The organism is Parachlamydiales bacterium (assembly GCA_041671045.1).
Lineage (GTDB): Bacteria > Chlamydiota > Chlamydiia > Chlamydiales > JABDDJ01 > JABDDJ01.
In genome coordinates this window covers 1-26683 of record JBAZCF010000013.1, presented here as the reverse complement: position 1 = coordinate 26683, position 26683 = coordinate 1, and the positions used below count along the sequence as shown (strand labels likewise).

Sequence of the window (26683 nt, the reverse complement as noted above, 5' to 3'; positions counted from 1 at the left end):
GCAAAACGAAGTAATTACCCCAAGGGGGGACAAAGCGGAAGAGAAAGTTGAAAAGTGTAAAGATGCAACATAATTTATCTTATTTAGATAAAGGCTATCTTCTAAAAACAGGACATTTAAAGCAATAATAATTTTATATATGTATAATCGGTTAAATGATATTATGATGACTATAATATATTTTTTTGTGAGTTTGTATGACTAATACATCAAATAATATCGGTGATTCTGTTCTTAAGCTTTATATAAGTACAATACGTTATGCACTTAGTAAACTAAGTTGGCATAATGAAATCACGTCCTATCCGCGTTTTAATCTGATTTTTAAGACATACTTATTAGAGGACGCTGATGGGAAAAAAACGATGTATACGGGCACTATTTTTGACCCCTATGTTGTAAAACTGACTGAAAGTTTAGTCAAAAGAGTCATCACACCCTGCGTTGTGGTTGCCGGCACTTTTACCATCCTTCCCTTAGGTTTAGTTTTAAAGGCAGGACATGCCTCTGTTAATTATATAGGAAGACAGCTGTTAACTCTAGATACGGTCCGGAAATTAGTAAGTTTGTGGAATGATAAAGATTTATATGGAGATTTTTTCACGAGTGCACCGGCAAAATGTTATGATTTCGCTACCCACTCATTTACCTGGCATTTAAGCCCCGATAATAAAACAGACCGCAGAACTGATGTTCAAATGCGTGAAGCGGATGGAGCTTTAAAATACTCACAAAAAGCGGAATATACGCTTTTTCCTTTCGAGTTGTTTGAAGCTATGACCAGATGGGTAGGAGGCGGAACCTTTACAGTGTTAACCACCGCGGCTTCCCCCCTTGGGCTTATGAGCAAAGTCGTGCATAATCTGTTTATCAGAAGACCTCTAGTAGGGCGGATAGATTAAGAAGCACCCTTGCAATTAGCTACCGCTGCAACAGCTTGGGACTTTAGTCTGTTGTAGTTGTCCATTGTTTTGTTGTTGTATCTTGATGGCTTGCACGGCCGCGTAGGAAATCCATACAACAGCTAAGAGATATAGTGTTAGCGGGGTAGTTCCTATGATCACTTGTCCAAATGCTTTTAGAGAGATAAAGGCAGTACCATCAATCAGTGCAGCCAAGGATGGAAGGGCTTTTCCAAGGGCATATCCGCCAGCGCAGGATACGACAGCAAAGTGGAAATCGCATTTCCTTTCAATAGTTATTCGATAAGAAATACTCCATAATATCCCTATAATGCAGTTTGTCATGGATGAGTAGGGTAGAAGGACAACGAAACCCAGCATTTGTATGCTTCTAAAAACATGCTTGGAGGCAATGTCAATCGTCTTTATCAGCTCGTGTTGGTCAAGCCATTTTCCAATAGGGTGTACAACGTATTCATCAAATTTTTGATTTGCATTTTGTACGGTTGTTTCGACTGAAATACGGAAGTTGTTTAAGGACATGGCTAAACCGTGTGTGAGATATTAGGAATAGCGAGTCTATCAAGGGTGATTTTTAAGGTAAATTATTTTGTTTACGAACTTGCAAGTTATTCTTCTGACTTGTCCTTATGGATAAAAGCTAAATCGGGGCGTGTCTGCTCCATATACCAACCAAGCGAGTTATGATACTGTTCCTTAGGGGTGTTAAGACGCGTTTCAATTTCTGCTTTTGAGTAATACCTGCAAAGGGTGAGCTGTAGTTGGTATTGATTCTGCGGAGGTGCCTCTTTCCAAAAGTTGTGCAGCCACTCGAAAAGGTTAGGGCAACGTTTGCTTTTTTCAATGATTTTTCGTACGTAGAATGGTTCTACGGGGGGATACATCTCATTAAATATTCCTCCCAGCAGAGAGTTATCGCTCTCTAGACCTTTTGGCAGTTCCCTATCTATGCGGGTATATCGGACGAAAGAGTTTGCTGCTATAATTCTGGCGTGCAGGCCATTCAACAAATCCACATTGCTCAAACGCGTTTTAAGGGAAAGGTTTCTATTATTGATTCCTGTATAAAGACTCTCGATGATTTCGCTGACGAGTATGCTCTTTGCATTGCAGGCATCAAAAAACGACTCTTGATACCAATTCAAAAGATATGTTGTGAGCTGGTTCAGCTTATTGACATCCACTTTGTGCTTGGAAAGCTGGAGGACAAATTCTTCCTTTTTCTCTTTAGATAGGCTCTCCCATACCCATTGTATATGTTCAAAAGAGTTAGTGTACTCAACCAAAAGATTAACTAAAGATTCACAGGACAGGTTTGCAATCCAACCTTGGAAGAGGTTTTTAGGAAGAGGGGAAGTTGCGCAGTAGTCGGGATAAAGGTCATAATCATCGTATTCGGTATGAACTTCATTTTGCTGGAAGGAGGCAATGCAAACGCGTTGCATTTCGGACAGGTGCGTTTTCGCCTCTATAATCACCGGTAACTCCTGCTCTTCGCAGAGCATTAGCCATTGGTCTTCTGTAAAATCTGAACAACGTTTGACAAGTTCCAAACGCACTTCTGTGGAAAGAATAGGGTAATTTTGACGGGGTGAAGCCAACTGCTTTACTTGCCAAGCGGCCAAATATCCGATTTCTACAGCTTGTATCGTTTTTGGATTAGGAGTTTTAAATTTGATAAATAGGCATTTAATGAAGAGAGCGATTTGTTGATGACAATAGGAAAATGAGACTGTCGCTAGTCTTTTATATTTTAGAATGGATTGTTTTGCAGAATCAAAAAATGTGCAAGGAAAGCATGTATTAAATGTAATAGAATTCATATGAAACAGTAACTTTATTAAAAGTATGTCTTATCTTATAGAATGAATAAATAAATGTAAAATTAATTGTAAATTGATTCTAAAAATAAGTATGAAGGAAAGAAAAAGAAAGCCCCTAAGATAGGCGCTAACTTAGCCATGGAGAAGGTATAGCGGGCGTACTGTTGACAGTTCTTTAAAATTCAACTAAGGGGCCGCCCTCTATGAAATTATCGCGCTTGAACAAGGTTCAAGCGCGATTTAGGGCGCAAATTGCGTTTTAAAGCCTTCCTAAAAGTGCTAAAACTAAGAGGATAATTAATATAGTTCCTAACAAACCGCTAGGACCATATCCCCATCCTGCACTATAAGGCCATGCAGGCAATGCGCCAATAAGGAATAGAATTAATATAACAATAAGAATTGTACTAAGCATAATATACTCCTGGGTGCTGTAGAGATCTTATATTCTGCCAATTAACATCAAAATCAATATAATAATGAGTATCGTTCCTAGCAGGCCGCTAGGTCCATATCCCCATTTATTGCTGTGCGACCAGCGAGGTAATGCGCCAATAAGTAGTAGAATTAAGATTACAATTAAAATTGTAGAAAGCATAAAAACACCTTAGAGTTAGTAATAAATGCTAAGTTGTTTTTATGCCTTAAAAAAGTCAAGTCATTTATTTAAAAAAGACTAATCCTCCCAATGATATTTTGTTGAATGACCTATCTTAAGCTTTAAGGCTTCAGTAAAATCCGGCTCTGTAATTTTCACTACAGGTCTTCCTTGAAATTGTCCTTCCTTTACCATAAAATCATCCAATCTTACACCCTTAGAAAACTGAGTTTCTAATCCCAAATGATTGAATTTTTTTTTGCCACCTTCATCTGCATAGACCGTTCTGCCTGATTCATTGTCTACTAATTTCATATGTCCATCCTTATTTATTAAACATGCCGATAAGTCGGTTCACGCGTCCTTTTTCTACAACGTCTTGTGCCTTAGGTTGGTTCGCAGCTTCTCTTTGTTTTGCTGCCTGCTCATACTCTAATTTTCGCTGCCATAGAGGTTTAATAGCAATCTCTGACTCAAAGCGTGGAGCGTTCGATAGAGCTTTATTAACATCTCGTTGAGGCTTAACGACCTTTTCTTCTTTCGTTTCTGTATAAGATTGGGGAAGCTGCATTTTAGCAGGATTTTTCACTTTACCTTCATTCATATCAGTGGGCGTTAATTGTCCAAGGGCTCTATCGCGTCCTTCGTTTAATAAACTTAGACGAACTCCCATCTCTCTTAAAGAAATATCAGGATAGAATTTAATTACATCCTTCATGAAGAGAATACGCTCGGTTGTAGCTTCAGAGGTATCGCCTAATCCATACTTATCAGCTATAGTAGCTAATGCGGCGGGATTGGCATTATTAATGATAGCCTTTCCTTCGGGAGAAATCTTATCCTTTGCAATGACGAGTTCTGTAAGATTGTTTAAAAAGCCTTCATTGCGTGTAGGGAGTGCAAGCCCGTTATCAATTTTAACAATACCACTTTTACCATCATCTTTAGGGACAACCAGGAAGTTTCCTACGTTACCGTCATTTTCCCCCAGGAAAAAGCAGAGAAGGCTGCTTTCTTCAAAGCTTTTCTGATCGACAGTTTCTCTGATGAACCTATTTGCATCTGCTCTGGTGTGCTCTTCACCGGGGCTTCTTTGAGCTTTGTTTTCTAAGGATTGTTGTTCCCATTTGTCCAAAGTATCCACAAGGGTAGTACCGCCTTGGATCATATGCTGCAGAGTGACCACCTTCTCATTATCTTTAGGGCCGGCTTCATGGAGGATCTTTTCTTGCAATGAAGGTTCAAGCCGATCAGTAATATCACCAAAACTCTCGTGGGAAATGATGGCCATGACTGTAGGTGGGGTAATATGGCCTAAATTCAAAACTTTAGCCATTTCGTAGGAGGCGACTTCCCTTTCATTTTCCTGATAAAGAGGGATGGCATCACGCACACGCGAGGTTGTTGTTACGGCGGCATAGCCTTTTCTATTGTTCATCTCCAGCGCGCTTTCCCCTTTGGGTTTAACGATGACGCCATTGCCGAAGTAAGCACCGCCTTGTCCGCCGGACGCTGGACGGATGGATACGGTTGATGTGGAGATATTACGATATAGCTCGGCGCAGATTTTATCTACAGGGTGCTGCTGCTGTTGTTGGACAAAGCTTCTTAACTCTTCTTTCCTATCCGACAGGGCTTGACGACGTGTTTTGATGGTGGGAATAAGCTGCCCTTTTTCGGTGAGTTCCTTATGTTCCTTAAGGGTAGTACCATTTTCTAGAACCCATTTATCCTGCAAATCTATATTTCCTTCAGGATTATTGATACGCTCATTTCTTTTGGCGACGATTTGAGATTTTTTTTCTTCAGCAGCTCCCGCATTCATAGCTAGGTGCTGTTGGGGAGGTAGTTCTGCCAGCCCTTTTTGCATGTGTGCGGTGAGGTAGGAGGGAAGCCCGGAACCTTTAGGCTGTTTTGGAGCAGCACTTGCTTTAGGCTGGGCTTTCTCTTGGGTTTTTTCCTGGGGTTCTTCTTTAACAATCATTGAGCCGGACGCCATATCCATGTCTTCATCATCGTTAGCTAACATTGTGCCGCTGTTCAGATTCATATCCTCATCGTCGTTGTCGTTAACTATCATGGAACCGCTATTCAAATTCATATCATCGTCTTCATCGTCCTTAACAATCATTGAGCCTGAATTCAGATTCATATCATCGTCATCCTCAGGATCATCCTTAACTATCATTGAGCCAGAATCCAAGTTCATTTCACCCTCATCATCGTCGTCATGGGCAATGAATGTTCCGCTTGCAAATTCCATGTCACCCTCATCATCACTATCATCGTGCGCAATGAAAGTTCCGCTCGCAAACTCCATTTCTTCATCATTTTCAGGAGGGGGCTGCGCAGGGGAATCAGCAGGAAACTTGGTTTCTTCGGCGATATGATTTGAAGGGACGGTATTAGCTTCGTGGGATTCGGGCATAGATTGTCTTGAAGGGATATGGGCAGGAGCAGCTTCGAATTTAACATTCGACAGGAGGTCTGTTCCTTTTGTTACAGAAGGCGCTTCAGCAGCTTGCTGATGTTGGATTGGCGATGGTTGTCCGTTGCTGACTTGCATAAACAAACCTAAACTTTAAAAATGTTTGATTGCAGAATTTTGGGTTTCCTCTTGAATGCGTTGGCAAGTTTCGAGCCAGAGATGTGCAGCAGTATGAAAATCGCTGAGGGATTGTGTAAACGTTTGAAAATCAAGTGTTTCCGATTGCTTTTCTAAACAGAGAATAAGAGAGTTAGAGCTGTTTTCCCACATTAAGGTACACCCTTTAGTTTTATTCCAATAAAGGTTGCCGGATAGTGCTTCCTTGAAGATTTCCAGATGGGGAGGGCCGCGGTAGACAATACTCATCAGGAGGCAGGAATTTGATTGAGATGAGGCTTCGAGAAGGATGGAAATATCCTGGATTTCTAGCACACACCGTCCGTCATCGTCGAAAGCAGGTGGACTGCCGCCGGAGATATTAGCAATTTTATTTAGTATATTTTCAATATTATTATGTACAGTCATAGTTACTCCAATGTCTGTATAATTTAAATTTAAATTAAAATGGAATATAAAATCAAACTAACTTTTATAAGTGTTATAATATAAAGAAAGGAATTGACGCTAATGATCCGTAGGATAATGATGTAAATTAATAATTTGACATATTCTGGGGGACTAATGGCTACTCAAGACGTGAAAGATGATGTAAAAACTCGCGAAGCGGCCTCACTTTTTGATGATGCTGCCGGTAGCAACAAAGAAAAACAACAAGCGTTAGATATTACGGAGTCTGCCCGTGAAAAAGAGTATAAGCACCCTAGCTTTGCAGGACAGCTCTTCATGGGAACATTTGATCCTTCCCTCCTCTATCCTTTCCCTATCCAGTCCGAAGAAGATAAAAAAATTGGCGATGCTGTCATTGAAAAGTTCATGGACTTCCTCACTAAAAATTTAGATCCTGAAGAAGTAGACGCCACGCGCACAATTCCACAAAATGTAATCGACGAGATGGGACGCCAAGGAATCTTCGCCCTCAAAATCCCCAAAGAATACGGGGGCTTAGGGCTATCACAAACTAACTATAATCGCCTAGTCATGCGCGTAGCATCCTATTGCGGTGGAACTGCCGTCCTGATATCCGCCCACCAGTCTATCGGTGTTCCACAACCGCTAAAGCTGTATGGAACAGAAGAGCAAAAAAAGAAATTCCTTCCTAGATTTAGACAAGGACAGATCTCAGCCTTCGCTTTAACAGAACCGGATGTGGGTTCCGACCCTGCAAGAATGTCTGTCGAAGCTATTCCTTCCGAAGATGGATCTCACTATATCCTTAATGGTGACAAATTATGGTGCACAAACGGCACTATTGCCAGCATCATCGTCGTTATGGCACGCACACCCTCGATCATGGTTAAAGGGAAGGAAAGAAAACAGATCTCCGCCTTCGTCCTTGAAATGGACTCCCCCGGAATTGAAGTTGTGCACCGTTGTGAATTCATGGGCCTTGGCGGTATATATAACGGCTTGATACGTTTTACTAACGTGAAAATCCCTAAAGAAAACCTTATCTGGGATGAGGGCAGGGGCCTTGCACTAGCATTAGGCACCATCAACGTAGGAAGGCTTACCCTTCCTGCAGCCTGCACAGGCGGTGCTAAACTATGCCTATCCATAGCGCGACGCTGGGGCAAGGACCGTGTGCAGTGGGGAATGCCTATTGGTCTGCATGAAGCCGGCAGGGAAAAAATAGCCTACATTGCAGCTACAACCTTTGCCATGGAAGCAATGACCTGGCTCACTAGCTTCTGGGCTGACCAAGGTAATGTCGATATCCGCATCGAGGCCGCGATGGCTAAGCTATTCACTTCAGAATCTATGTGGAAAATTGCCGATATGACAATGCAGCTCCGTGGCGGACGCGGCTATGAAAAAGGGCGCTCGCTCAAAGCACGCGGTGAAGTTCCTTATCCGGTGGAACGTGTCATGCGCGATTGCCGCATCAATATGATCTTAGAAGGCTCTACAGAGATAATGAAGCTCTTCCTGGCTCGCGAGGCTATGGACCCGCATTTCAAAATTGCAGGGCCTTTAATGACAAAGAAAAGCTCTTTTAACGAGAAAGTTAACGGGTTCTTTAAAGCTATGCGTTTCTATGGTGCTTGGTATCCTAAACAAAAGTTCGGCGGGCTTTTCACAAAAAGATACTCTGACCTAGGGCCTTTGGCGACACACTTCCGCTACGTTGAAAGCACTTCGCATAAGATGACAGCAAAGCTTTTTGAAGCAATGGCAAAATACCAACAGAAGCTTGAGCTGAAACAAATGCTTCTGGGAAGGCTGATGGAAATTGGAACAGAGCTATTTGCCATCTCTGCCACCTGTGCGTATGCTGCTTCCCTCAAAGATCCGTCTGCAATAGAACTAGCTGACTATTTTGCAATCATTGCTGAACGTAGAATAGAAGACCGCTTCCGAGCCCTCCATGATAACGATGACAAAATCACCGACGAAATAGCAGAGAAAGTCTTAGACAAGAAATATCGCTGGCTCGAAAAAGGCATCGAATGGATGGGCCCCGACGAATAGGCAGCGTTTCACCCTGCACCCACCAAAGTCCTTTGGTGGGTGCAGGGCAAAGCCATGCCCCTGCTGCTGGCTAGGATGGGAGTGGGGGGTAGAAGAGGGTGTTGGATTCGGCTTTTTTGACAAGGAGGTTGCTAGGTTTAAAGCGGGATCCTTGCTGGGTTTCGAGGCGACGGAGTGTTGCGACGATATTTTGGGGTGTTACTTTGTCAGCATAACGGAGGAGGCCGCCGCGGAAGGGAGGGAAGCCTATGCCCATGATGAGGCCAAGGTCGAGGAAGTCCGGCCGGGAGATAATCCCTTCTTCCAGACAGCGTGAGGCTTCATTGACCATGCCGTAGATAAATCTAGGGATGATATCCTCGTTATAGTTGTTAGGCTGTTTCCTGCCGACCTGTTTGATGAGATCGTTGATTTCAGGATTTTGTGTTTTTTTGCTTCCTTGGTAGATATAGAAGCCTTTGCCGTTCTTTTTACCGTAGAGCTGTTTCTCCGTCATCAGTTGAAGGATCTTAGCAGGGCGCATTCTTTCGCCGTAGGCTTTTTCGAAGGTTTTGCCCACTTTATAGCTCACGTCGTTGCCCACTTCATCGGCCAGTTCGAAAGGGTCCATTGGCATGCCGTAGTTGAGGACTTGGTTTTTGAGCTCGTCCCAGGAATAGCCTTCTTCCAGCATCAGCATTACTTCGTTGGCGCCTTGCATGAAGATACGGTTGACGAGGAAACCGTGGCAGTCGCCGACGACGAGGGGTGTTTTACCTAGTTTACGGCAGAGGCTGACGGTGGAAGCAATGGCTTGAGGGGACGAGTGTTTTCCGGCAACCACTTCGACAAGCGGCATTTTGTTGACAGGATTGAAGAAGTGCATGCCGACGAAACGTTCAGGATGTTGCATGCCTTCGCTCATTTCCTCGATAGTGAGGGATGAGGTGTTAGAGGCGATGATGGCATCCGGTTTGACATTGGCTTCCACTTCTTGGAAGATTTTCTTTTTAAGCTCCAAGTTTTCCGTAGCAGCTTCGATGATGATTTCGGCGTGATCAAAGCCTGAGTAGTCGATAGAACCGCTGATAAGTTGGAAGCGGCGGTCCAGGTCGTAGCAGGTAATTTTTTTAGCTTTGACTCCTTTATTGAAGTAGCCTCTGGCGAATCCTATCCCTTTACCGACTAGGTCCCAGGAGACATCTTTCAACCGCACGAAGATATTATGGTCAGCCAGCAGCCAAGCGATGCCTGCGCCCATTGTACCGGCACCTATGACAGCGGAGGAAGTGATCTCTTTCCCTTTTATGTTTTCCGGTGCGCCGGTTTCCTTTTTTGCTGCTTCTTGGGTGAAGAAAAGGGAGATGAGGTCGGGGGCGTTGGCAAATCCTTCTGGGATTTTGGCGATAAAAGTATCGGCTTCTTTTTTCAGACCTTCGTTGAGAGGAAGAGTATAGGTGTTCTTTATCACATCCAAAGCTATGAGGGGTGCGGGGTAGTGTCCATGTGTTTTTTCTAAAACAGCTTTTTTCGATTGGTAGAATACAAAAGAACGCCCCAAGGGGTTGTTTTGCATTAGCTTATTGACGAAACTTAGCTGTTGGCGACGGTCGAGGACTTTTTTCTTTCCTTCGGAAGTAAGGATTTGTTTGATAAATTCATCGGCTTTAGGCTGCAGGAATTGCCAAGCGAAGATGGCGTCGGCCAAATGTGCTTTATAGGCTTTTACGGCTGGAACCATCTTACCTGTAAGGATCATATTTAGGCCTTCAGTCAGACCGACGAGCCTTGGAAGGCGTTGCGTACCTCCCCAGCCGGGAAAGATCCCCAGATTAACTTCGGGCAGAGCCAAGAGCGTTTTGGGGTGGTCGGATACAATACGGTAGGTACAGCTGAGGACAAATTCCAATCCTCCGCCTAAGCAGGCGCCGTGGATGACCGCAATGGTGGGGAAGGGCAGGCTGCTGAGTTTATTAAAGACGCGGTGTCCGGTATTGATAATTTTCTCTGCGATGGACGGATCGTCAAAGGCGGGTTCGAAGCTATGCAGGTCAGCGCCCGCGATAAAGACGTCGTCTTTGCCGCTGACAATTTTCAAAGCTTTGATGGAGCTATCTTTAGCGATGGTATCTATCAGCTCATCCAGTTCAGCAAGGATAGCTAAATTGAATTTATTAACCTTTTCATTAGGAAGGTTAAATGTGAGCAGTGCTATACCGTCAGCGTTATTTTGAAGTTGAAATGCAGATGTCATTATTCTACCTCCAGCAAGCATGCTTGGCCTTGGCCGCCGCCGATACATAGAGTGGCGAGACCATAGCGCTTGTTCCGTTTTTTGAGTTCGAGCAGTAATGTAAGTATCAATCGTGTTCCGGAAGCACCGAGAGGGTGGCCGAGGGCAATGGCGCCGCCGTTGACATTGAGTTTATCTAAGTCGATGGTACCGAGGGCTTTATCTCTATTGAGGTTTTTGCGGGCGAATTCGTCCGAAGCGAAGGCTTTGACGACGGCGAGAACTTGTCCTGCGAAGGCTTCATTGATCTCGATAAGGTCGATTTGATCTAGAGTGAAGCCGGTTTTAGCTAGGAGGAGGCTTGTCGCGTAGACAGGGCCGATACCCATGCGGCTGGGGTCAACACCTGCAGCAGCATGGTCAAGGATGTAACCTAGTGGTTTAAGGTTAAGTTCTTTGGCTTTTTCTTCCGACATCAGAATGACTGCTGCTGCACCGTCGGTGATGGGGCTGGAGTTACCTGCTGTGACAGTGCCTGTAAGGGGGTCGAAGACAGGTTTAAGCTTAAGCAGCGATTCTAGGGTTTGGTTATCGCGTGGACCTTCATCGATAGTCTGGATTTTTTTGTAGTCTGGTGGCAGAGGGATAGGGATGATCTCTTCGGTAAACCGCCCATCTTTCGTTGCTTTGGAAGCCCTGAGGTGGCTTTCCATAGCAAATTTATCCTGCTCTAACCGCGTGATCTGGAATTCGCGGGTGAGGATCTCGGCAGTTTGTCCCATAGATAGTCCGCATAAAGGGTCGGAGATGTCAGGGATAACAGGTTTAAATAGGGAGGGTCTAAAGGCTAGCAGGCTTTTAAGCTTACCTTGCCACCCCTTGGCTTTGCTCAAATTTTGCAGGAAGTCGCGCATGCGTGGCGAGAAGAGGATAGGAAAGTTGCTCATCGATTCTACGCCGCCGGCGAGGATGATTTCTGCCTGTTCCAAAAGAATTTTATCGGCTCCCGTAGTGACAGCTTCCATTCCGGATGCGCAGTTACGGTTGACGGTGTAGGCAGGGATTTTTTGTGAGAGGCCGGCTTTGACAGCAATGACGCGTGCGATATTTGTCGCATGGACAGGCTGGAGGACGTTTCCTATGATAACTTCGTCTATCAAGTTGGGATCTATAGGCGTTCTGCTATAGACTTCTTTTACGGCATATGCGCCCAGATCGTCTGCTAGCATATCCCTTAGCACTCCGCCGCCTTTGCAAAAAGGGGTGCGTACGCCGCTGACTATTGCAATCCGTTTTCTCATTTTTTTTCCTCTTGATAGATCGAGTCGATTAAGGATTTGTAGTTTTTCTCTATAGTTTCTCGAATGATTTTCATGGAAGGGGTGAGTTCGCCATTTTCAATGCTTAAAGGATGCATGATGAATCTGTAGGCGTGGATTTGCTCCCAGTGGTTTAGCGTTTGGTTCATTTTGTTCAGAAGCTGTTCCATCTCAGATTTGATGTAGCTGCTATTTAGAAAATCCTCGTCGGAAAGGTTGCTCATATTTTTATTGTTTTTGAGGCCATGCAGATATTCAAAGTTGGGAACAAGTAGGGCAGAGACGAATTTCCTTCTCTCAGCGATGATAATTGCCGTTTCAATAAAAGGTGCTTTAGTTAAGGCATGCTCAATGGGGACAGGGGCGATCATTTCACCGTTGGAGGTTTTGATCAGCTCTTTCAAGCGTCCGATGATGAAGGCATAGCCTTCTTCGTCGATCGTTCCTTTATCCCCTGTATGCAGCCAGCCTTCGGCGTCGATGGCTTGCGCTGTAGCCTCAGGATTTTTTAAATATTCTTTCATGACGAGCGGTCCGCGGATGAGTATCTCGCCGATAGGGCTGATCATGATTTCCATTCCCTCGACGAGGGTGCCGATACTGCCTAACTTCGTCTTTCCAATTGGATTTACGCAGACAGGACACGCTTCGGTCAAACCCCAACCTTCATTAATCGCAATCCCGATATCGCCTAAAAAGTGGTTCAGGTGCGGGTCTAATGCGGCCCCACCGCTTATGACAAGGCGGAGTTTTCCACCTAATGCTTCCCTAAGATGCGAATAGACGAGCTTATCGGCCAATCCGTGGAAAAGATGTTTCCAGGTAGTCTCTGTTTCTTGATTGGCAAGGTCAAATGCCCACTCGCCGATGGTGCGTTTGAGGTAGCCGGCGGCTTCCACATTGGCAACCATTTTACTGTAAACTTTTTCCAGGAGGCGGGGAACAACGACCATCACAGTAGGGTGTACTTCCCGACAGGCGACGCCCAGATTTTTCAGGTCATTATAATAATAAATGCTGATGCCCCACATGACCATAATGAAACTGACGCTGCGGGCAAGAATATGGGCTAAGGGAAGGATGGAAAGATAAATGTCATTTTTGGAATCCCACTGCAGCGAGTCATTATAGAATAAGGAAATAAGGCTTTGATGGGTGTGGACTGCGCCTTTAGGGGTACCGGTGCTTCCGCTGGTGAAAATTACAGCAGCGACAGTATCGGGAGTGTGGCTTTGAAGGAGACTTTTAAAAAGGTCAGGTTCCACATCATATAATTCGCGACCACGAGCAAGAAGAGCCTGATAAGTTATGGTCTTTTCACCCTGCGGTTCGTCATCGAGGGCAATAGTGAGATTAAAGTGGTCTTTGCAGTGGTCATGCCGCAGCCAGGCATCGCTTCCTTCGACAAAGATGGTTTTGATTTCTGCCAGTTCTACTTCGTAGCGGAAGTTTTCTTCTGAAACATTCAAGAAAAGGCCGACCGATACAGCTCCTATAGACATGATGGCAAGGTCTATCATAGTCCATCGGGCACTGGAAGGAGCAATTAACCCTACGAAAGTGCCCTTTTCTATGCCTAGCGATTTTAATCCTAGAGCTATATACTTAATTTCCTCTAGCATTTGCTCTGTAGAGTAGGCATGCCAAGATTCATGCTCATAACTTACAAGAGCTTTGGGATTGGAGTAATTTTCTTCAATGAAAGTTAAAAGTTCACCGATTGTGTATTGTGGTTTCACGGTAAAATCCTCAGGCTAGGCTTTATTTGATTATAAACAAAAAAATTTATTTTTTACAGAAATACAATGAAAAGCCTATTTTGAGTTTAACGAGTTAGGGAGAAGGATATGGAAATAGAAGATACAATGGACTCATCGCTTGCCATGCCAGCATCTATTAATATTGAAGAAGTAGCCAATACTCTTACTCACGGTTTAGGATTACTTTTAAGTATATTAGGTCTAGGGTGGCTGCTCTCCGCCGCGTTAATATCTGAAGACATCTGCAAGATTTGCAGTGCGACAGTTTTCGGGAGTACTTTGATTATCCTTTATGCTGCGTCAACTTTCTATCATGGAATGCAAGATCCTAAAACTAAACAAACTCTGAAAATCGTGGATCATTGCGCCATCTATGCATTAATAGCCGGGACCTACACTCCGTTCGCGCTGGTTACCCTAAGCGAAACCTGGGGTTGGACACTCTTTTCTATTGTTTGGTCTCTTGCTTTTGTCGGGATACTCTTTAAAATATTTTTTATAGACAAATGGCCTATCCTTTCGACATTGTTCTATTTAGGGATGGGCTGGATGATAGTGATTGCATCCGAGGCTTTTATTGAAGCGATGCCTATGGAAGGATTATATCTGATCGTAGCAGGGGGATTATCCTATTCCTTTGGGGCTATTATTTATGTACTTGAGAAACCTGTATTCCATCATGCCATTTGGCATATGTTTGTCATAGGAGGCAGTATGTGTCATTATTTTGCTATACTTCACTACGTTGTATGATTTACCGCATTATTGTTCCGGGCATTGCCCTAAATACTTATGTGATTGTGGATCCTACGACCCGGCGTGCAGCCGTCATTGATCCTTCGCGCGCTATCCAGCCCATCCTTAAAATAGCTGCAAAGGCAGATGCGCAGATCGTTGCTATTTTAGAAACACATATCCATGCAGATTTTATTTCAGGATCTGAAGATCTGTCCGCAGCCTTAGAGAATAAAGCTGCAGTCTACCGTTCAAGTGAAGGCAGTGCTGTAGGCAATGTTAAAGACCGCCAGAATATTGAGTTAGGTTCGTATACGTTACAAGCATGGCATACTCCGGGGCATACACCCGAGCATCTGATGTGGATCCTTCTTAAAGAAGGCAACCCGACGCATGCTTTTACGGGTGACTTCCTTTTTGTCGGCAGTGTGGGGCGTCCAGATCTTTTAGGCGAGCAGGCAATAGCAGATTTAGCTTCCCAACTATATCACAGTATTTTCGAGGTACTTCCTCAGCTGGATGAAAATATACAAGTTTGGCCTGCCCATGGCGCAGGCTCATTGTGCGGGAAGGGCATTAGCACTGAGGCCTCCACAACTATAAAAAATGAACGTATCCATAATCCCTATCTGCAGCCATTGCCCAAAGATGAATGGGTACGATTTGTATTAAAAGATATGCCTAAAGCACCGGCATATTTTTCTAGAATGAAAAGGATCAATGCAGCCCAGAGCTTAGCAGAAGTGGCCGAAGCACATAATAATGCGGTGATCGTCGATTTGCGTTCAAAGGAAGAGTTCGCTGAAAAGCATATTCCGGGATCCATCAACATCGGTTTTGGGCCTTCCTTCATACAATGGGCTCCTGTCTTATTGCCCTTTGATAGACCCTTAATGTTAATTGCAAATGATAAACCTACTATTAACGAAGCGAGCGAGGCTTTGCATCTGGTAGGTATGGATGCGCCCATTTATGGTAAATTATGGAAGGAAGAGCACGAAGGGCCGTTTGATAGCCTGACAGTCCTGGGGCCAGCTGTAGTGAGGCATTTCCCTAAAGGGGCAGTATTGTTGGATGTCCGTAGTAATAATGAGGTGAAGGAAACTCCCGTTGCAGGGGCTTTGCATATCCCTCTGAATGAGTTACCGTCGCGTGTGGAAGAAGTGCCGCAAGATAAGCCCATCATCGTGATGTGCCATTCAGGCCATCGCGCTTCTATAGGGGCTTCTTTTCTACAGAACCGAGATTTCAGACAAGTTTCTGCAATCTTTGGAGTCATGACAAACTAGATAAAAAAATAGTTTGTGCCATATTTACTAAATCGTGTAGATATTTAAACGGAAATCACAACATGTTGTGGTTGCTAGAAGGTAAAGTGCCTGTAACTAAGGTTATGGGAGAATAGGGAAACGGGTGTGAATCCCGTGCGGTGACGCCGCTGTAACGAGTGACGACAGTCAAAATCTTATGCCACTGCTTAAAAGCGGGAAGGCTAGACTGAAGGATGATCTCGGAGTCAGAAGACCTGCTTTATCTTACTCATCACATCTAAACATTGTTTAGGTGAACTGTCTCGTTAAAGGCAGGATGGGAAGAATACTCTCCAATGCGCGAATATTTTTTCCCTACTCGAATTTAAACGAATTTTTACGCAAGTTTTGTAACTTGCGGCGTTTATGATTTCATTTTTTTTAGGGATTTTTCCTATGACAGCACAAACACGCCTCGAACCAATTTTAGAAGAAAACAAAGATCGATTCGTCCTCTTTCCCATTACACACCATGCATTATGGGAAATGTATAAAAAAGCTGAGGCTAGCTTTTGGACAGCGGAAGAGATAGACCTTTCACCCGATCTTGCGGATTGGGACAGGAAGTTAAATGAAGATGAAAAATATTTTATCAAGCACGTTTTAGCATTCTTTGCAGCAAGTGACGGTATCGTCAATGAGAATTTAGCCGCTAACTTTATGAATGAGGTGCAGTATCCGGAAGCGCGCTGTTTTTACGGTTTCCAGATCATGATAGAAAATATCCATTCTGAAGCATACTCCCTCCTAATAGATACCTATATCAAAGATCCGGTAGAGAAAGACTATCTCTTCCGTGCCATCGATACCGTTACGTGCGTACAGAAAAAAGCCGAGTGGGCATTGCGTTGGATTGAGAAGGGAACCTTTGCTGAAAGGTTGATAGCTTTTGCTGCAGTGGAGGGGATCTTTTTTTCAGGCAGCTTCTGTTCCATCTTCTGGCTTAAAAAACGTGGACTCATGCCGGGGCTTAGCTTTGCTAATGAACTGATCTCAAGGGATGAGGGTTTGCACTGCGATTTTGCCTGCATGGTATATTCTCAACTAGAAAATAAGCTTTCTCCGGAGACCATCAGACAGATCATCCGCAGCGCTGTTGAGCTGGAGTATGAATTTGTGCGCGATGCTCTACCGGTGCGTTTGATAGGGATGAATGCCGACTTGATGTGCGAATATATCTCATTTGTAGCAGATAGGCTCCTTATCGCATTAGGAGTAGATAAAATGTTCGATGCTGTCAACCCCTTTGACTTTATGGAACTTATCTCTATGACCGGAAAAACAAACTTCTTTGAACGCAGGGTCTCTGACTATCAAAAATCCGGAGTTGTTTCTGCTAATGAACATGGCACCTTTACTCTGGATGAGGAGTTTTAACTATGTTTATCTTAAAAAGAGACGGAAGACGGCAAGAAGTTAAATTCGATAAGGTTACTTCCCGCATCCAGCGTTTATGCTATGGCTTAGACCAAGTGCACGTAGACCCTATCTTAGTTGCCAAAAAAGTGATCGAAGGCATCTATGATGGCGTCACGACATCGGAATTAGACAACCTAGCAGCCGAGGTGGCTGCTACATTAGCTTCCAAACATCCCGACTATGCCTTGTTGGCAGCAAGAATAGCCATATCCAACCTGCATAAAAATACCAATAAATCATTTTCACAAACGATAGAAGCCTTGTATTACTACAGAGATGGTAAATCAGATAAAAGCGCCCCTCTGATAGCAGCCGATGTCTATGCTATTATTCAAGAAAACTCTGAAATACTTGATGCAGCCATCATCTACGACCGGGATTTTGCCTTTAACTATTTTGGATTTAAAACGCTCGAAAGGTCATATCTTCTAAAAATGCATGGAAAAACTGTAGAACGTCCCCAGCATCTTCTGATGAGGGTAGCTATAGGCATCCATAAACAAGATATACCGGCAGCTATAGAGACATATAATTTGATGAGCGAACGTTATTTTGTGCATGCCACACCTACCTTGTTTAATGCAGGCACACCCAACCCGCAGATGTCGTCTTGCCTATTGCTCCAAATCAAGGAAGATAGCATTGAAGGGATCTTTGACACGTTAAAAGCGTGCGCAAAAATTTCGCAATCTGCCGGGGGCATAGGGTTAAGTATCCATAATGTTAGGGCCACAGGCTCCTATATCTGCGGAACAGGGGGAAGTTCCAATGGAATCATTCCCATGTTAAGGGTTTATAACGATACTGCCCGGTATATAGATCAGGGAGGCGGCAAGCGCAAAGGATCCTTTGCTGTCTACCTCGAGCCTTGGCATGCCGATATTGTGTCTTTTCTGGACCTGCGTAAAAATACCGGCAAAGAGGAACTGCGTACGCGCGACCTATTTACCGCCTTGTGGATTCCGGACCTGTTCATGCAACGTATCGAAGAAAATGGACAGTGGTCGCTTTTTTGTCCGAATGAAGCTCCAGGCTTAGATGACTGCTGGGGTGAAGCCTTTGAAGCATTGTACACACGGTATGAGCAAGAAGGAAAAGCCCGAAGGACAATGAAAGCACAGGAACTTTGGACAAAGATTTTAGAAGCGCAGATCGAAACCGGAACTCCTTATATGGTTTACAAGGATGCCTGCAACAATAAATCCAATCAGCAGAATTTAGGGACCATCAAATCCAGCAACTTATGTACTGAAATTGTTGAATATACCTCCCCGGACGAGATCGCTGTATGCAATTTGGCATCGATAGCACTTCCAAGATATATTGTTAATGGTGTATTTGATCATCATAAGCTCTTTGAAGTCACTAAAACTATCACCCGCAATTTGAATAAGATTATCGTAGGGAATCATTACCCCGTTGCTGAGGCGCGTCAGTCAAATCTTCTCCATCGTCCTATCGGTATAGGAGTGCAAGGGCTTGCCGACGTGTTTATGTTGCTGCGGATGCCATTTGAATCTGAAGATGCTGCACAGCTTAATAAGGATATCTTTGAGACAATCTATTTTGGGGCGATGACAGCCTCCATGGAGCTTGCTCGTGAAGAAGGTGCTTATGAAACTTATGCGGGCTCTCCTGTATCAGAAGGAATCTTCCAGTATGATATGTGGGGTGTCAGTCCCGGTCCACGTTGGGATTGGGAAGCTCTTAAAGCACAGGTCGCAGAGCATGGAATACGAAATTCTCTCCTACTAGCATTGATGCCTACAGCATCCACATCGCAGATATTGGGAAATACCGAATGCATAGAGCCGCTGACCTCCAATCTATACACACGCAGAGTTCTGTCAGGTGAGTTTATTGTCATCAACAAGTATCTGCTGGCAGACCTTGTGAAGATGAACTTGTGGAATGAAGACATCAAACAAGCGATTTTGCTGGCTAATGGATCTATACAACATATTGAAGAAATCCCCTTTGAGATGAAGCAGTTATATAAGACAGTGTGGGAAATAAAGCAGAAGGCCATCATCGACATGGCGGCAGATAGAAGCCCCTACATCTGCCAGTCGCAGTCTTTGAACCTATTTATTGAGAACCCTACATTCAGTAAACTCACTTCCATGCACTTTTACGCATGGAAAAAAGGATTGAAGACGGGGATGTACTACTTAAGAACGAAAGCAGCTTCGGAACCGATAAAATTTACGGTGAACGAGGCATCGCGCAAAAAATTCAAAGAGGTGTGTACGTTAGATGCAGAGTGCTTGAGTTGCAGTAGTTAGAGCAGAGAAGCTACGCCCGGTAAGAAGTTGCCTGCAAAGGCGTTTGTGTGGCGGTTTTTTTTTGAACGCAAAGACCCAAAGAACGCAAAGAAGCTCCGCCCCACATTAGGCTGTCACTGGCATCATTGTTTTTGTACCGATCTCACATCGCTGCGGTCCCCCGCGGGACCGCAGCGCCCGACGTTGACATGCTCGCTGACGCGATCACGTCAAACATTTACACGACACCGAATTAAGTCCGGATTTTTTGCAGGATAAACCCAAATGGCAACAGCTGAATTTGGTCATGCTAAATCCCATCAAGTTAACAAACGTGTTTCCGAATTAAAACAAACCACTCTGAAGATACTTTTAGAAGCACGAAGCAATTGTACTCGCCTGCTGACGTAGATCAGGGACTGCTGTAGTCTCAAAAAGGCTTCCGAACAACAATGACCCAATGCCGAAAATTGTATGGCTGTTATTCCCAGCTAAATACTGTCCTTTGTCCAACTTCAGGCCCATTTCCATTTCGTCAGCCTGAATGTAGTGCGTATTTAACAAGTGTGTGATCAATGGGTTCATACGCGACACAATGTCATAGCTGGGACCTGTGCAATTCAGTACGCAGTCAGTTTCAAAAGATTTACCGGAAGAGTAACTAATATTGTATCTCTGATCATCCAGTAATTCGACATTTTGCACATTACCTGCCATAACTTGGAGCTGTCCGCTGCTGATCATATTTTGGATCATCTGACTGTTTTCAGGAGCCATGCGATGTCTATGCTTATTCCACAAAGAGAATAGATGCCGCATAAACTGTTGTTTAGCTTTTTTTGAGGAACTTTGCCAAAGCACGGAAGTATAAGGACGGAGGGTATCTATCAACTGTATCCAGTCTACACCGCAAGCTAGGAGGTTACGTATTTCATCTAAGAGGACGATCCCATCTTTAGGGGTACTGTCTATTAAGAAGTCTTTTAGCGGCACCGGAGGGTGTATGGGGTGCGCTAGCGGGAAGTGACCGTGTTTGGATATAACAGTGATTTTACCTGGATATTTTGCTGCATATAAGCTCGCGAGTGCGTCGACAGCCGTTAAGCCGGATCCTATGATAGCTACAGAATCACAATCGAAGGTGTTAGTATAAAAGGCTTTATTCCAAATGCTATGGAAATATCTTTTTGATTCAATTAGCTGAGCTGTTTCAAAGGAAAATCTTTTGGTAGGGGAGACGCCGGTAGAGATTACGATGTAATCAGTAATGTATTGGGAGCCATCCATTGCCTGCAAAACCCACGATTCGCTAGGCGTTGTTGTGGCGCCTATGATTTCTTGAGGGTGCACCTCAACTTCTATACCCTTCGTTTGAGCTTGCGCAAGGGTCTTTTTTAGGAGGTCAGCTAAGTATAGGCCATAGAGATGGCGGGGAAGGAAGCCATAAGGAGAGATGCTCAGGTGCTTATAATAGGGGCTTTGCTCCCTCCAATATCCTTCGTTGTGCAGTAGCCATACAAAGAAATCATCAGAACGGTCTGCGAATGCCCCCATTTGCCCCGCTCTTACGTTAAGCAGATGATGAGGTGACTGAGTGCCGTACCCAGCCCCTAAACCAGGTTGTCCAGACCTTTCAAACAGTAATATTTGCAGTGGTTTGTTCGTAGCAGCTACCAAATGCACTAGAACTGAAAGTCCTGAAAAACCTGCGCCGATAATTGCAATGCGTTGTTTTGTCATAAGTCCAAAATAACTGATATGGCGATTGAACTCAACCTGTACAAAAAAGGACAATGTACAAATAATCAATGCCTTTAAAGAGGGGAAAAGAATGAAGGAAGAGATACGGCATAATTGGACAAAGGATGAAATACGGACTATTCACGATTCTCCTCTGATGGAACTCATATTAAAAGCGGGAACAGTCAAGAGCCAATACCATGATACAAATGAAGTTCAGCTTTGTCATTTGATTTCAGTCAAAACGGGCGGATGTCCGGAAGATTGCAAATACTGCCCCCAATCAGCAAGCAGCCAGACTTTTGTCAAAGCCGAACCTCTTGTGGAACTTAAAAGGGTGATGGATGATGCCCAAAGCGCACTCGAATATGGCGTGACCCGTATCTGTATGGGAGCCGCTTGGCGTTCTGTCCGCGATAGTCCCCAATTTGACCGTGTATTGGAAATGGTCAAAGAGGTTTCCTCTTTAGGAGTGGAAGTGTGCACTTGCTTAGGGATGTTGAATGAAGGCCAGGCAAAGCGGTTAGCTGAAGCAGGACTTTATGCTTACAACCATAATGTCGACACTTCTCCTGAATATTATAGTCAGATCATTACCACGCGGACATTCCAAGATAGATTAGATACTTTGGATACGGTAGAAAAAGCTGGTATTAGCGTCTGCTGCGGCGGGATTATTGGAATGGGGGAGTCGATAGAGGATAGGGTGAGCATGTTGCATGTTTTGGCGACAAGGGAAAAACATCCCGAATCAGTGCCGATTAATATGCTGATCTCTGTCAGCGGCACTCCGCTTCAAAGCAGGCCTCCGGTTCCTATCTGGGATGTCGTAAGAATGATCGCCACGACACGTATCATTATGCCGCAAACAATGGTTAGACTATCAGCAGGACGGGAAGGTCGTTCCGAAGCAGAACAAGCTTTATGTTTTCTGGCCGGTGCGAATTCGATCTTTATTGGAGATAAGTTACTGACGACACCTAATCCAGACCTAAATTTTGATATGCAGATGATGGAAACTCTGAATCTTACAGCGCGTCCTGCATACAAGGAAGTTTCTGCATGCTCTTGCAGTTAAATAATTTACTGCGAAAAAGGTTGGAAGCAAGGATGCTGGAAGGCACCTTGCGTTCCCTTAAATATACTTCAGGACTAGTCGACTTCACCTCTAACGATTACTTGGGATTAGCACTGGATACTGATGGTAGGTCGCCCGAAAAGTTAAGCCGTGGATCTACAGGATCACGATTATTGACCGGGCATTCTGAACCTATAGAATCCTTAGAAAACAAAATCGCAAAATATCATCACGCTGAAGCAGCCTTGATTTTCAATACAGGTTACGCGGCTAATCAAGGGTTAATGGATTCTCTTTTAAAGGAGGATGTCTCTGTGATTTATGACCTACATTGCCACGCCTCAGTCCAAGATGGACTGCGATTTACCAAGGGCAAAAGCTATCCCTTTTTTCACAATGATACCAAACATCTAAAAAAACGTTTAGAAGATGTGCGTAAAAAGCGCCATCCAATTTTTGTTGTCGTAGAGTCAGTCTATTCCATGGATGGGTCCTTAGCCCCACTAAAAGAGATGAGCGCTCTTTGTGATGAATATGGAGCGGGTCTGATTGTGGATGAGGCCCACGCTATCGGAGTCTATGGAAAAAAAGGCGAAGGGCGCGTCGTTGCAGAAGGTATAGAGGATAAAGTTTTCGCACGTGTGCTTGCATATGGCAAAGCTTTTGGAGTATTTGGCGGAGCCGTCCTTGGGAGTCAGCTTCTGAAGCAATACCTTATCAATTTCGCACGTCCCTTTTGCTATTCGACAGCTCTTCCACCATACGCCATAAAAGCTATTGATATTAGCTACAGTAAGATCCATGAGGCGGATACTCAGAGAAATAAACTTTTTGCGCTGATAAGCTATTTTGAAAGCTTAAGTAGGCAATATAGTTTAGTGAAGGATTTCCATTTCTCTCCAATACAATCTATGGTGATTCCCGGAAACTCCCGCGTAAAAGCAGCGGCTATGGCTTTGGCAACGGAGGGATATGATGTACGCCCTATCCTTAGTCCTACAGTCAAAAAAGGGCAGGAAATTTTACGCTTAATTTTGCATTCTTTCAATACCCCTTCGCAAGTAGAGTCTCTCTTGCATTTACTTAAGGGTCATTTATGAGAGTTGCTGTCGCAGGAATAGGTACTGATGTCGGCAAAACCGTAGTTTCGGCTATTCTGGCCGAAAAGCTACAAGCTGACTATTGGAAGCCTATTCAGTCCGGTCAATTAGATCAATCAGACACATTGATGGTTAAGTCTCTTTCCCGTGATGCTTTAGTATGTCATCCGGAAGCTTATCGATTCGAACAACCGGTCTCACCACATCTAGCGGCTCGTTTAGAACAAAGAGAGATACTTCCAGAGTCCATCATTCCCCCTGAAACAATACGTCCATTGATTATCGAACTTGCAGGAGGGGTGCTATCCCCCTTGAATGATACACTGACCCAACTAGACTGCTATGCATCCTGGAATTGCCGGTGGATTATCGTCTCGAAGCATTATCTAGGCAGCATTAACCATACTCTCATGACATATGAATGCCTCCGGCAAATACAGGTTGACATTGCCGGTATCATTTTCAATGGGAAAGTGAATGAGGCTAGCGAGGAATTCATTTTGAACTATACGCGCTTAGCTTGCTTAGGAAGGCTTAGCGAAGAACCTATACTAAATTTTAATATTATCCAAAGGTACGCTAAGCAATGGCAATTCCAACTTTAGATTCCCAGCTAACACAGCGTGATAGAGCCATCATTTGGCATCCCTTTACCCAATACGAAACTGACCCATTGCCCATAGCGATAGTGAAAGCGCAAGGAGCCTACCTTTATTCTGACATGGGTACACGTTATATCGATGCTGTCTCTTCCTGGTGGACAAATCTGCACGGACACTCCCATCCCTACATCGCAGAAAAAATCTATGAACAAGCGCAAAACCTGCAGCATGTGATGTTTGCTGACTATACGCACGAACCTGCGATATTGTTGGCGGAACGTTTAAAAGCTATTTTACCCCCAGGCCTCAACCGCTTCTTCTACTCAGACAACGGTTCCACGGCAGTGGAGGCTGCACTAAAAATTATTTTCCAGTTTTGGCATAACAAAGGTGCCGCTCCCGAAAAAGACGTCCTTATCTGCTTTAAGGGCGGCTATCATGGAGATACCTTTGGGGCAATGTCCGCCGCAGGAAAAACCAGCTTTAACCGCCCCTTCTGGCCTTTCATGTTCGATGTGGAATGGATCGATCCCCCTTTTGCTGGAAAAGAAGAGGAATCGTATGCACAATTGAATGCCTTGATTGAGCATAAGAGCGTTGCCGGATTCATCTTTGAGCCCATCATCCAAGGGTTTAATGGTATGAAAAGCCATTCAGCTAAGGGCTTGGATGTACTCATGGAGATTTGCGAGAAAAACAATATTCTGACTATAGCAGACGAAGTAATGACCGGTTTCGGTAGAACAGGCCCCCTCTTCGCATGCGAATATTTGAAACATACTCCGGATATTATTTGCTTAGCCAAAGGCCTTACTGGTGGTGCCTTACCGTTAGCACTGACTGTTTGCAAAGACTTTATCTTTGAAGGTTTCCAATCCCAAGACAGAGCTGCTGCTTTTCTTCATGGACATACCTATACCGCCAACCCCTTAGGATGTGCAGCAGCCTTAGCGAGTCTGGACTTGCTTTTGACCAATGACTGTTCAGCCCAGCGTGCTAGAATAGAAGCATCACACCTTCAGTTTAAGGAACAGTACCAACACTTATGGGAGCGGTGCGAAGTCCAAGGCACTATCTTAAGTCTGGAATATAAAACGCGAGAGGGCGATAGTGGCTACTTCAGCTCGTTAAAACAGCGGATTGTCCCGCATTTTTTTGCTAAACACGTCGTTTTGCGCCCTTTTGGCAACTACGTTCACGTCCTTCCTCCCTATTGTGTGAGTGAAGAAGACTTATATCATATCTATCAAACCCTATTGGAAAGTTTATCATGTTGAAAGAAGCTCATTTCGAAGAAATATTAACTGATATAGTTTCCAATGGCGATACACACGCCAAATGGTTGAATACTTTATCGTATATGGAAAACTGCGGCGCACGGAAAATTGCCCTTTGCGAGCACCCTACTAAAGTAAAAGAAGAGATGTTGAAACACGCAGCTGAAGAGTTTAGGCATGCACATTATCTTAAAAGCCAAATCAGCCGTGTATCTGAACAAAAATTTGAGACCTATGCATTAGATTCCATGTTAGGCGGGTATGCAAGCTTACACTATCTAAACACGCTCGATGTTGCAGTATGCCGTTATTTACAACAGAGAAGCGGGTTAACCTCTATCCAAGCTAAAGAAGCCGCCTACCTGCTTGTAACGTATGCCATTGAATTAAGGGCATCTATGCTTTATCCCACTTACCATAAAGTCTTGAAAGCTGCTAAGTCGCCCGTGACCGTGATGTCTATCTTATTGGAGGAAAAAGAACACCTGGAAGAGATGGAACGTGAACTTGCCTTGATCCCGGATTCTAAGGAAATGATGGTAGTAGCGTGTTCTTATGAGGAAAAACTCTGCCAAATTTGGCTAGCAAATTTGAAGGATCTGTCTGCCTTACCTACTATAACATAGCTATTCAGAATCACTTCACTGCGAGCTTCAGGTAAGTCAGAAGTCAAAATTGGAGCCAATGATAAAGCTTTGGCTCCACCCGCTCGTAGCTTGTGAGCTTTTCAGCATAAGGTATAAGGCTATATCAAGTTCTGAGGATACCTCAAATTCGAACTGTATAGGGATATATCTATTTTCCACGAATTGATCTTGGGTGTAATCGTAGAATATCTCGTCAGACATAGAAATGGTTTTGAAAGTTGTTTTGCTTGAAGGTTCAATAGCCACACGCAGCCTATGCCTAGAGCGAAAATTAATTGCATTGTTATCCTGGAACTTACGGAGTTCAAGCCTATTCCTTAATGTCAACAGGGTTTTCTCACCTAAGGGCAAAGAGGGATTCGCCTCAAATTCTAAGCGTGTATTATAACGGTATTTCACCTGATCAAACTTTTTCTCAGTAATATACGTTAACCCTGCACGAAAATTTAAATACTTAAATGCTTGGTATGCAAGCTTCTCAGAATATTCAAAATAACGAAGACGTGTAATAGGCTCTGTAAAACGTAATTCAATATGAGCTTCTAGCTTCCACTTATCTTTTTCCCATTGACCAATGTTAAATTGTGGCCAAAATTCGATGAGATGGTCGTTAGCTTTAATGTAAAGCGGAAGAACTAATAGGAGTAGAATGATATGAAATATTTTTTGCATATTTTCTAACGTGAAAATTATGCTTATAGCTAATACTCAATTAATTGGTAAGTATCCTTTTCTGAGATTAATTTCAAGGTTTACCCCCCCCCCATTACATATGCATAACTGCGAAGCAGTCTTTTGC

General features: G+C 44.0%; 23 protein-coding genes and 1 riboswitch. Of the genes, 11 read left to right on the top strand and 12 right to left on the bottom strand.

What is annotated here, in order from left to right; genetic code table 11:
* The first annotated feature begins 197 nt into the window (after positions 1–197).
* On the top strand, positions 198–902 hold the full coding sequence (locus WC222_11780; GenBank protein ID MFA6917070.1) for a hypothetical protein: 705 nt from the start codon (positions 198–200) through the stop codon (positions 900–902).
* A gap of 15 nt (positions 903–917) precedes the next feature.
* Here the strand turns inward: WC222_11780 and WC222_11775 are convergent, their stop codons facing one another.
* The 7 genes from WC222_11775 to WC222_11745 all read right to left on the bottom strand — a co-directional run bounded on the left by WC222_11775 (position 918) and on the right by WC222_11745 (position 6357).
* On the bottom strand, positions 918–1445 hold the full coding sequence (locus tag WC222_11775; protein MFA6917069.1) for a hypothetical protein: 528 nt from the start codon (positions 1443–1445) through the stop codon (positions 918–920).
* A gap of 86 nt (positions 1446–1531) precedes the next feature.
* Entirely contained in the window at positions 1532–2746 is a 1215-nt protein-coding gene (locus tag WC222_11770; GenBank protein MFA6917068.1) for a hypothetical protein, read from the bottom strand.
* A gap of 259 nt (positions 2747–3005) precedes the next feature.
* Entirely contained in the window at positions 3006–3161 is a 156-nt protein-coding gene (locus WC222_11765) for a DUF3309 family protein (GenBank protein MFA6917067.1), read from the bottom strand.
* A 27-nt stretch (positions 3162–3188) separates the two neighbouring features.
* On the bottom strand, positions 3189–3344 hold the full coding sequence (locus WC222_11760) for a DUF3309 family protein (protein ID MFA6917066.1): 156 nt from the start codon (positions 3342–3344) through the stop codon (positions 3189–3191).
* Positions 3345–3422: 78 nt separating this feature from the next.
* A complete protein-coding gene (locus WC222_11755; GenBank protein MFA6917065.1) occupies positions 3423–3659 on the bottom strand; it encodes a hypothetical protein in 237 nt (78 codons plus the stop codon).
* A gap of 10 nt (positions 3660–3669) precedes the next feature.
* On the bottom strand, positions 3670–5910 hold the full coding sequence (locus WC222_11750; GenBank protein ID MFA6917064.1) for a hypothetical protein: 2241 nt from the start codon (positions 5908–5910) through the stop codon (positions 3670–3672).
* 15 nt (positions 5911–5925) lie between these two features.
* Positions 5926–6357: a type III secretion system chaperone gene (locus tag WC222_11745; protein ID MFA6917063.1), complete on the bottom strand. Its 432-nt coding sequence runs from the start codon at positions 6355–6357 to the stop codon at positions 5926–5928.
* A gap of 156 nt (positions 6358–6513) precedes the next feature.
* Between WC222_11745 and WC222_11740 the strand changes: the two genes are divergently transcribed.
* Positions 6514–8421, top strand: coding sequence for an acyl-CoA dehydrogenase family protein (locus WC222_11740; protein ID MFA6917062.1), 1908 nt, complete (start codon positions 6514–6516; stop codon positions 8419–8421).
* Positions 8422–8491: 70 nt separating this feature from the next.
* On the opposite strand, the gene WC222_11735 is transcribed toward WC222_11740, so the two are convergent.
* From WC222_11735 to WC222_11725, 3 genes are read right to left on the bottom strand one after another with little or no spacing between them, the layout of a single operon-like run.
* Positions 8492–10654, bottom strand: a complete 2163-nt coding sequence (locus WC222_11735) for a 3-hydroxyacyl-CoA dehydrogenase NAD-binding domain-containing protein (GenBank protein ID MFA6917061.1) — start codon at positions 10652–10654, stop codon at positions 8492–8494.
* Entirely contained in the window at positions 10654–11934 is a 1281-nt protein-coding gene (locus tag WC222_11730; protein MFA6917060.1) for a thiolase family protein, read from the bottom strand. The genes WC222_11735 and WC222_11730 overlap by 1 nt, the downstream gene beginning before the upstream one ends.
* On the bottom strand, positions 11931–13691 hold the full coding sequence (locus WC222_11725; protein MFA6917059.1) for a long-chain fatty acid--CoA ligase: 1761 nt from the start codon (positions 13689–13691) through the stop codon (positions 11931–11933). Before WC222_11725 ends, WC222_11730 begins: the two co-directional genes overlap by 4 nt.
* Positions 13692–13799: 108 nt before the next feature.
* Here WC222_11725 and WC222_11720 point away from each other — a divergent pair, with 108 nt between their 5' ends.
* The 4 genes from WC222_11720 to WC222_11705 all read left to right on the top strand — a co-directional run bounded on the left by WC222_11720 (position 13800) and on the right by WC222_11705 (position 19461).
* Positions 13800–14465, top strand: a complete 666-nt coding sequence (locus WC222_11720) for a hemolysin III family protein (GenBank protein MFA6917058.1) — start codon at positions 13800–13802, stop codon at positions 14463–14465.
* Positions 14429–15736, top strand: coding sequence for an MBL fold metallo-hydrolase (locus tag WC222_11715; GenBank protein MFA6917057.1), 1308 nt, complete (start codon positions 14429–14431; stop codon positions 15734–15736). The genes WC222_11720 and WC222_11715 overlap by 37 nt, the downstream gene beginning before the upstream one ends.
* Before the next feature lie 67 nt (positions 15737–15803).
* A riboswitch (cobalamin riboswitch) is annotated at positions 15804–15995 on the top strand.
* Between the two features lie 158 nt (positions 15996–16153).
* Positions 16154–17134 (top strand): ribonucleotide-diphosphate reductase subunit beta, encoded by a 981-nt coding sequence (locus WC222_11710; protein ID MFA6917056.1) that lies wholly within the window; start codon positions 16154–16156, stop codon positions 17132–17134.
* Between the two features lie 2 nt (positions 17135–17136).
* Positions 17137–19461, top strand: a complete 2325-nt coding sequence (locus tag WC222_11705; protein MFA6917055.1) for a ribonucleoside-diphosphate reductase subunit alpha — start codon at positions 17137–17139, stop codon at positions 19459–19461.
* 351 nt (positions 19462–19812) lie between these two features.
* On the opposite strand, the gene WC222_11700 is transcribed toward WC222_11705, so the two are convergent.
* Positions 19813–21180, bottom strand: a complete 1368-nt coding sequence (locus WC222_11700; GenBank protein MFA6917054.1) for an FAD/NAD(P)-binding protein — start codon at positions 21178–21180, stop codon at positions 19813–19815.
* Positions 21181–21271: 91 nt separating this feature from the next.
* Here WC222_11700 and bioB point away from each other — a divergent pair, with 91 nt between their 5' ends.
* Genes bioB through WC222_11675 form a run of 5 tightly spaced genes read left to right on the top strand, consistent with a single transcriptional unit; the run spans position 21272 to position 25863 of the window.
* The gene (gene bioB, locus WC222_11695; GenBank protein MFA6917053.1) at positions 21272–22258 is read left to right on the top strand and encodes a biotin synthase BioB; all 987 of its coding nucleotides are present in this window, start codon (positions 21272–21274) and stop codon (positions 22256–22258) included.
* On the top strand, positions 22243–23358 hold the full coding sequence (locus tag WC222_11690; protein ID MFA6917052.1) for a pyridoxal phosphate-dependent aminotransferase family protein: 1116 nt from the start codon (positions 22243–22245) through the stop codon (positions 23356–23358). Before bioB ends, WC222_11690 begins: the two co-directional genes overlap by 16 nt.
* Positions 23355–23963: a dethiobiotin synthase gene (gene bioD / locus WC222_11685; protein ID MFA6917051.1), complete on the top strand. Its 609-nt coding sequence runs from the start codon at positions 23355–23357 to the stop codon at positions 23961–23963. Before WC222_11690 ends, bioD begins: the two co-directional genes overlap by 4 nt.
* Positions 23945–25237, top strand: a complete 1293-nt coding sequence (gene bioA / locus WC222_11680) for an adenosylmethionine--8-amino-7-oxononanoate transaminase (GenBank protein MFA6917050.1) — start codon at positions 23945–23947, stop codon at positions 25235–25237. The genes bioD and bioA overlap by 19 nt, the downstream gene beginning before the upstream one ends.
* Complete coding sequence (locus tag WC222_11675) at positions 25231–25863, top strand: hypothetical protein (protein MFA6917049.1); 633 nt, start codon at positions 25231–25233, stop codon at positions 25861–25863. Before bioA ends, WC222_11675 begins: the two co-directional genes overlap by 7 nt.
* A gap of 36 nt (positions 25864–25899) precedes the next feature.
* Here WC222_11675 and WC222_11670 read toward each other — a convergent pair whose 3' ends face one another.
* On the bottom strand, positions 25900–26556 hold the full coding sequence (locus WC222_11670; protein MFA6917048.1) for a DUF2490 domain-containing protein: 657 nt from the start codon (positions 26554–26556) through the stop codon (positions 25900–25902).
* Between the last annotated feature and the right edge of the window lie 127 nt (positions 26557–26683).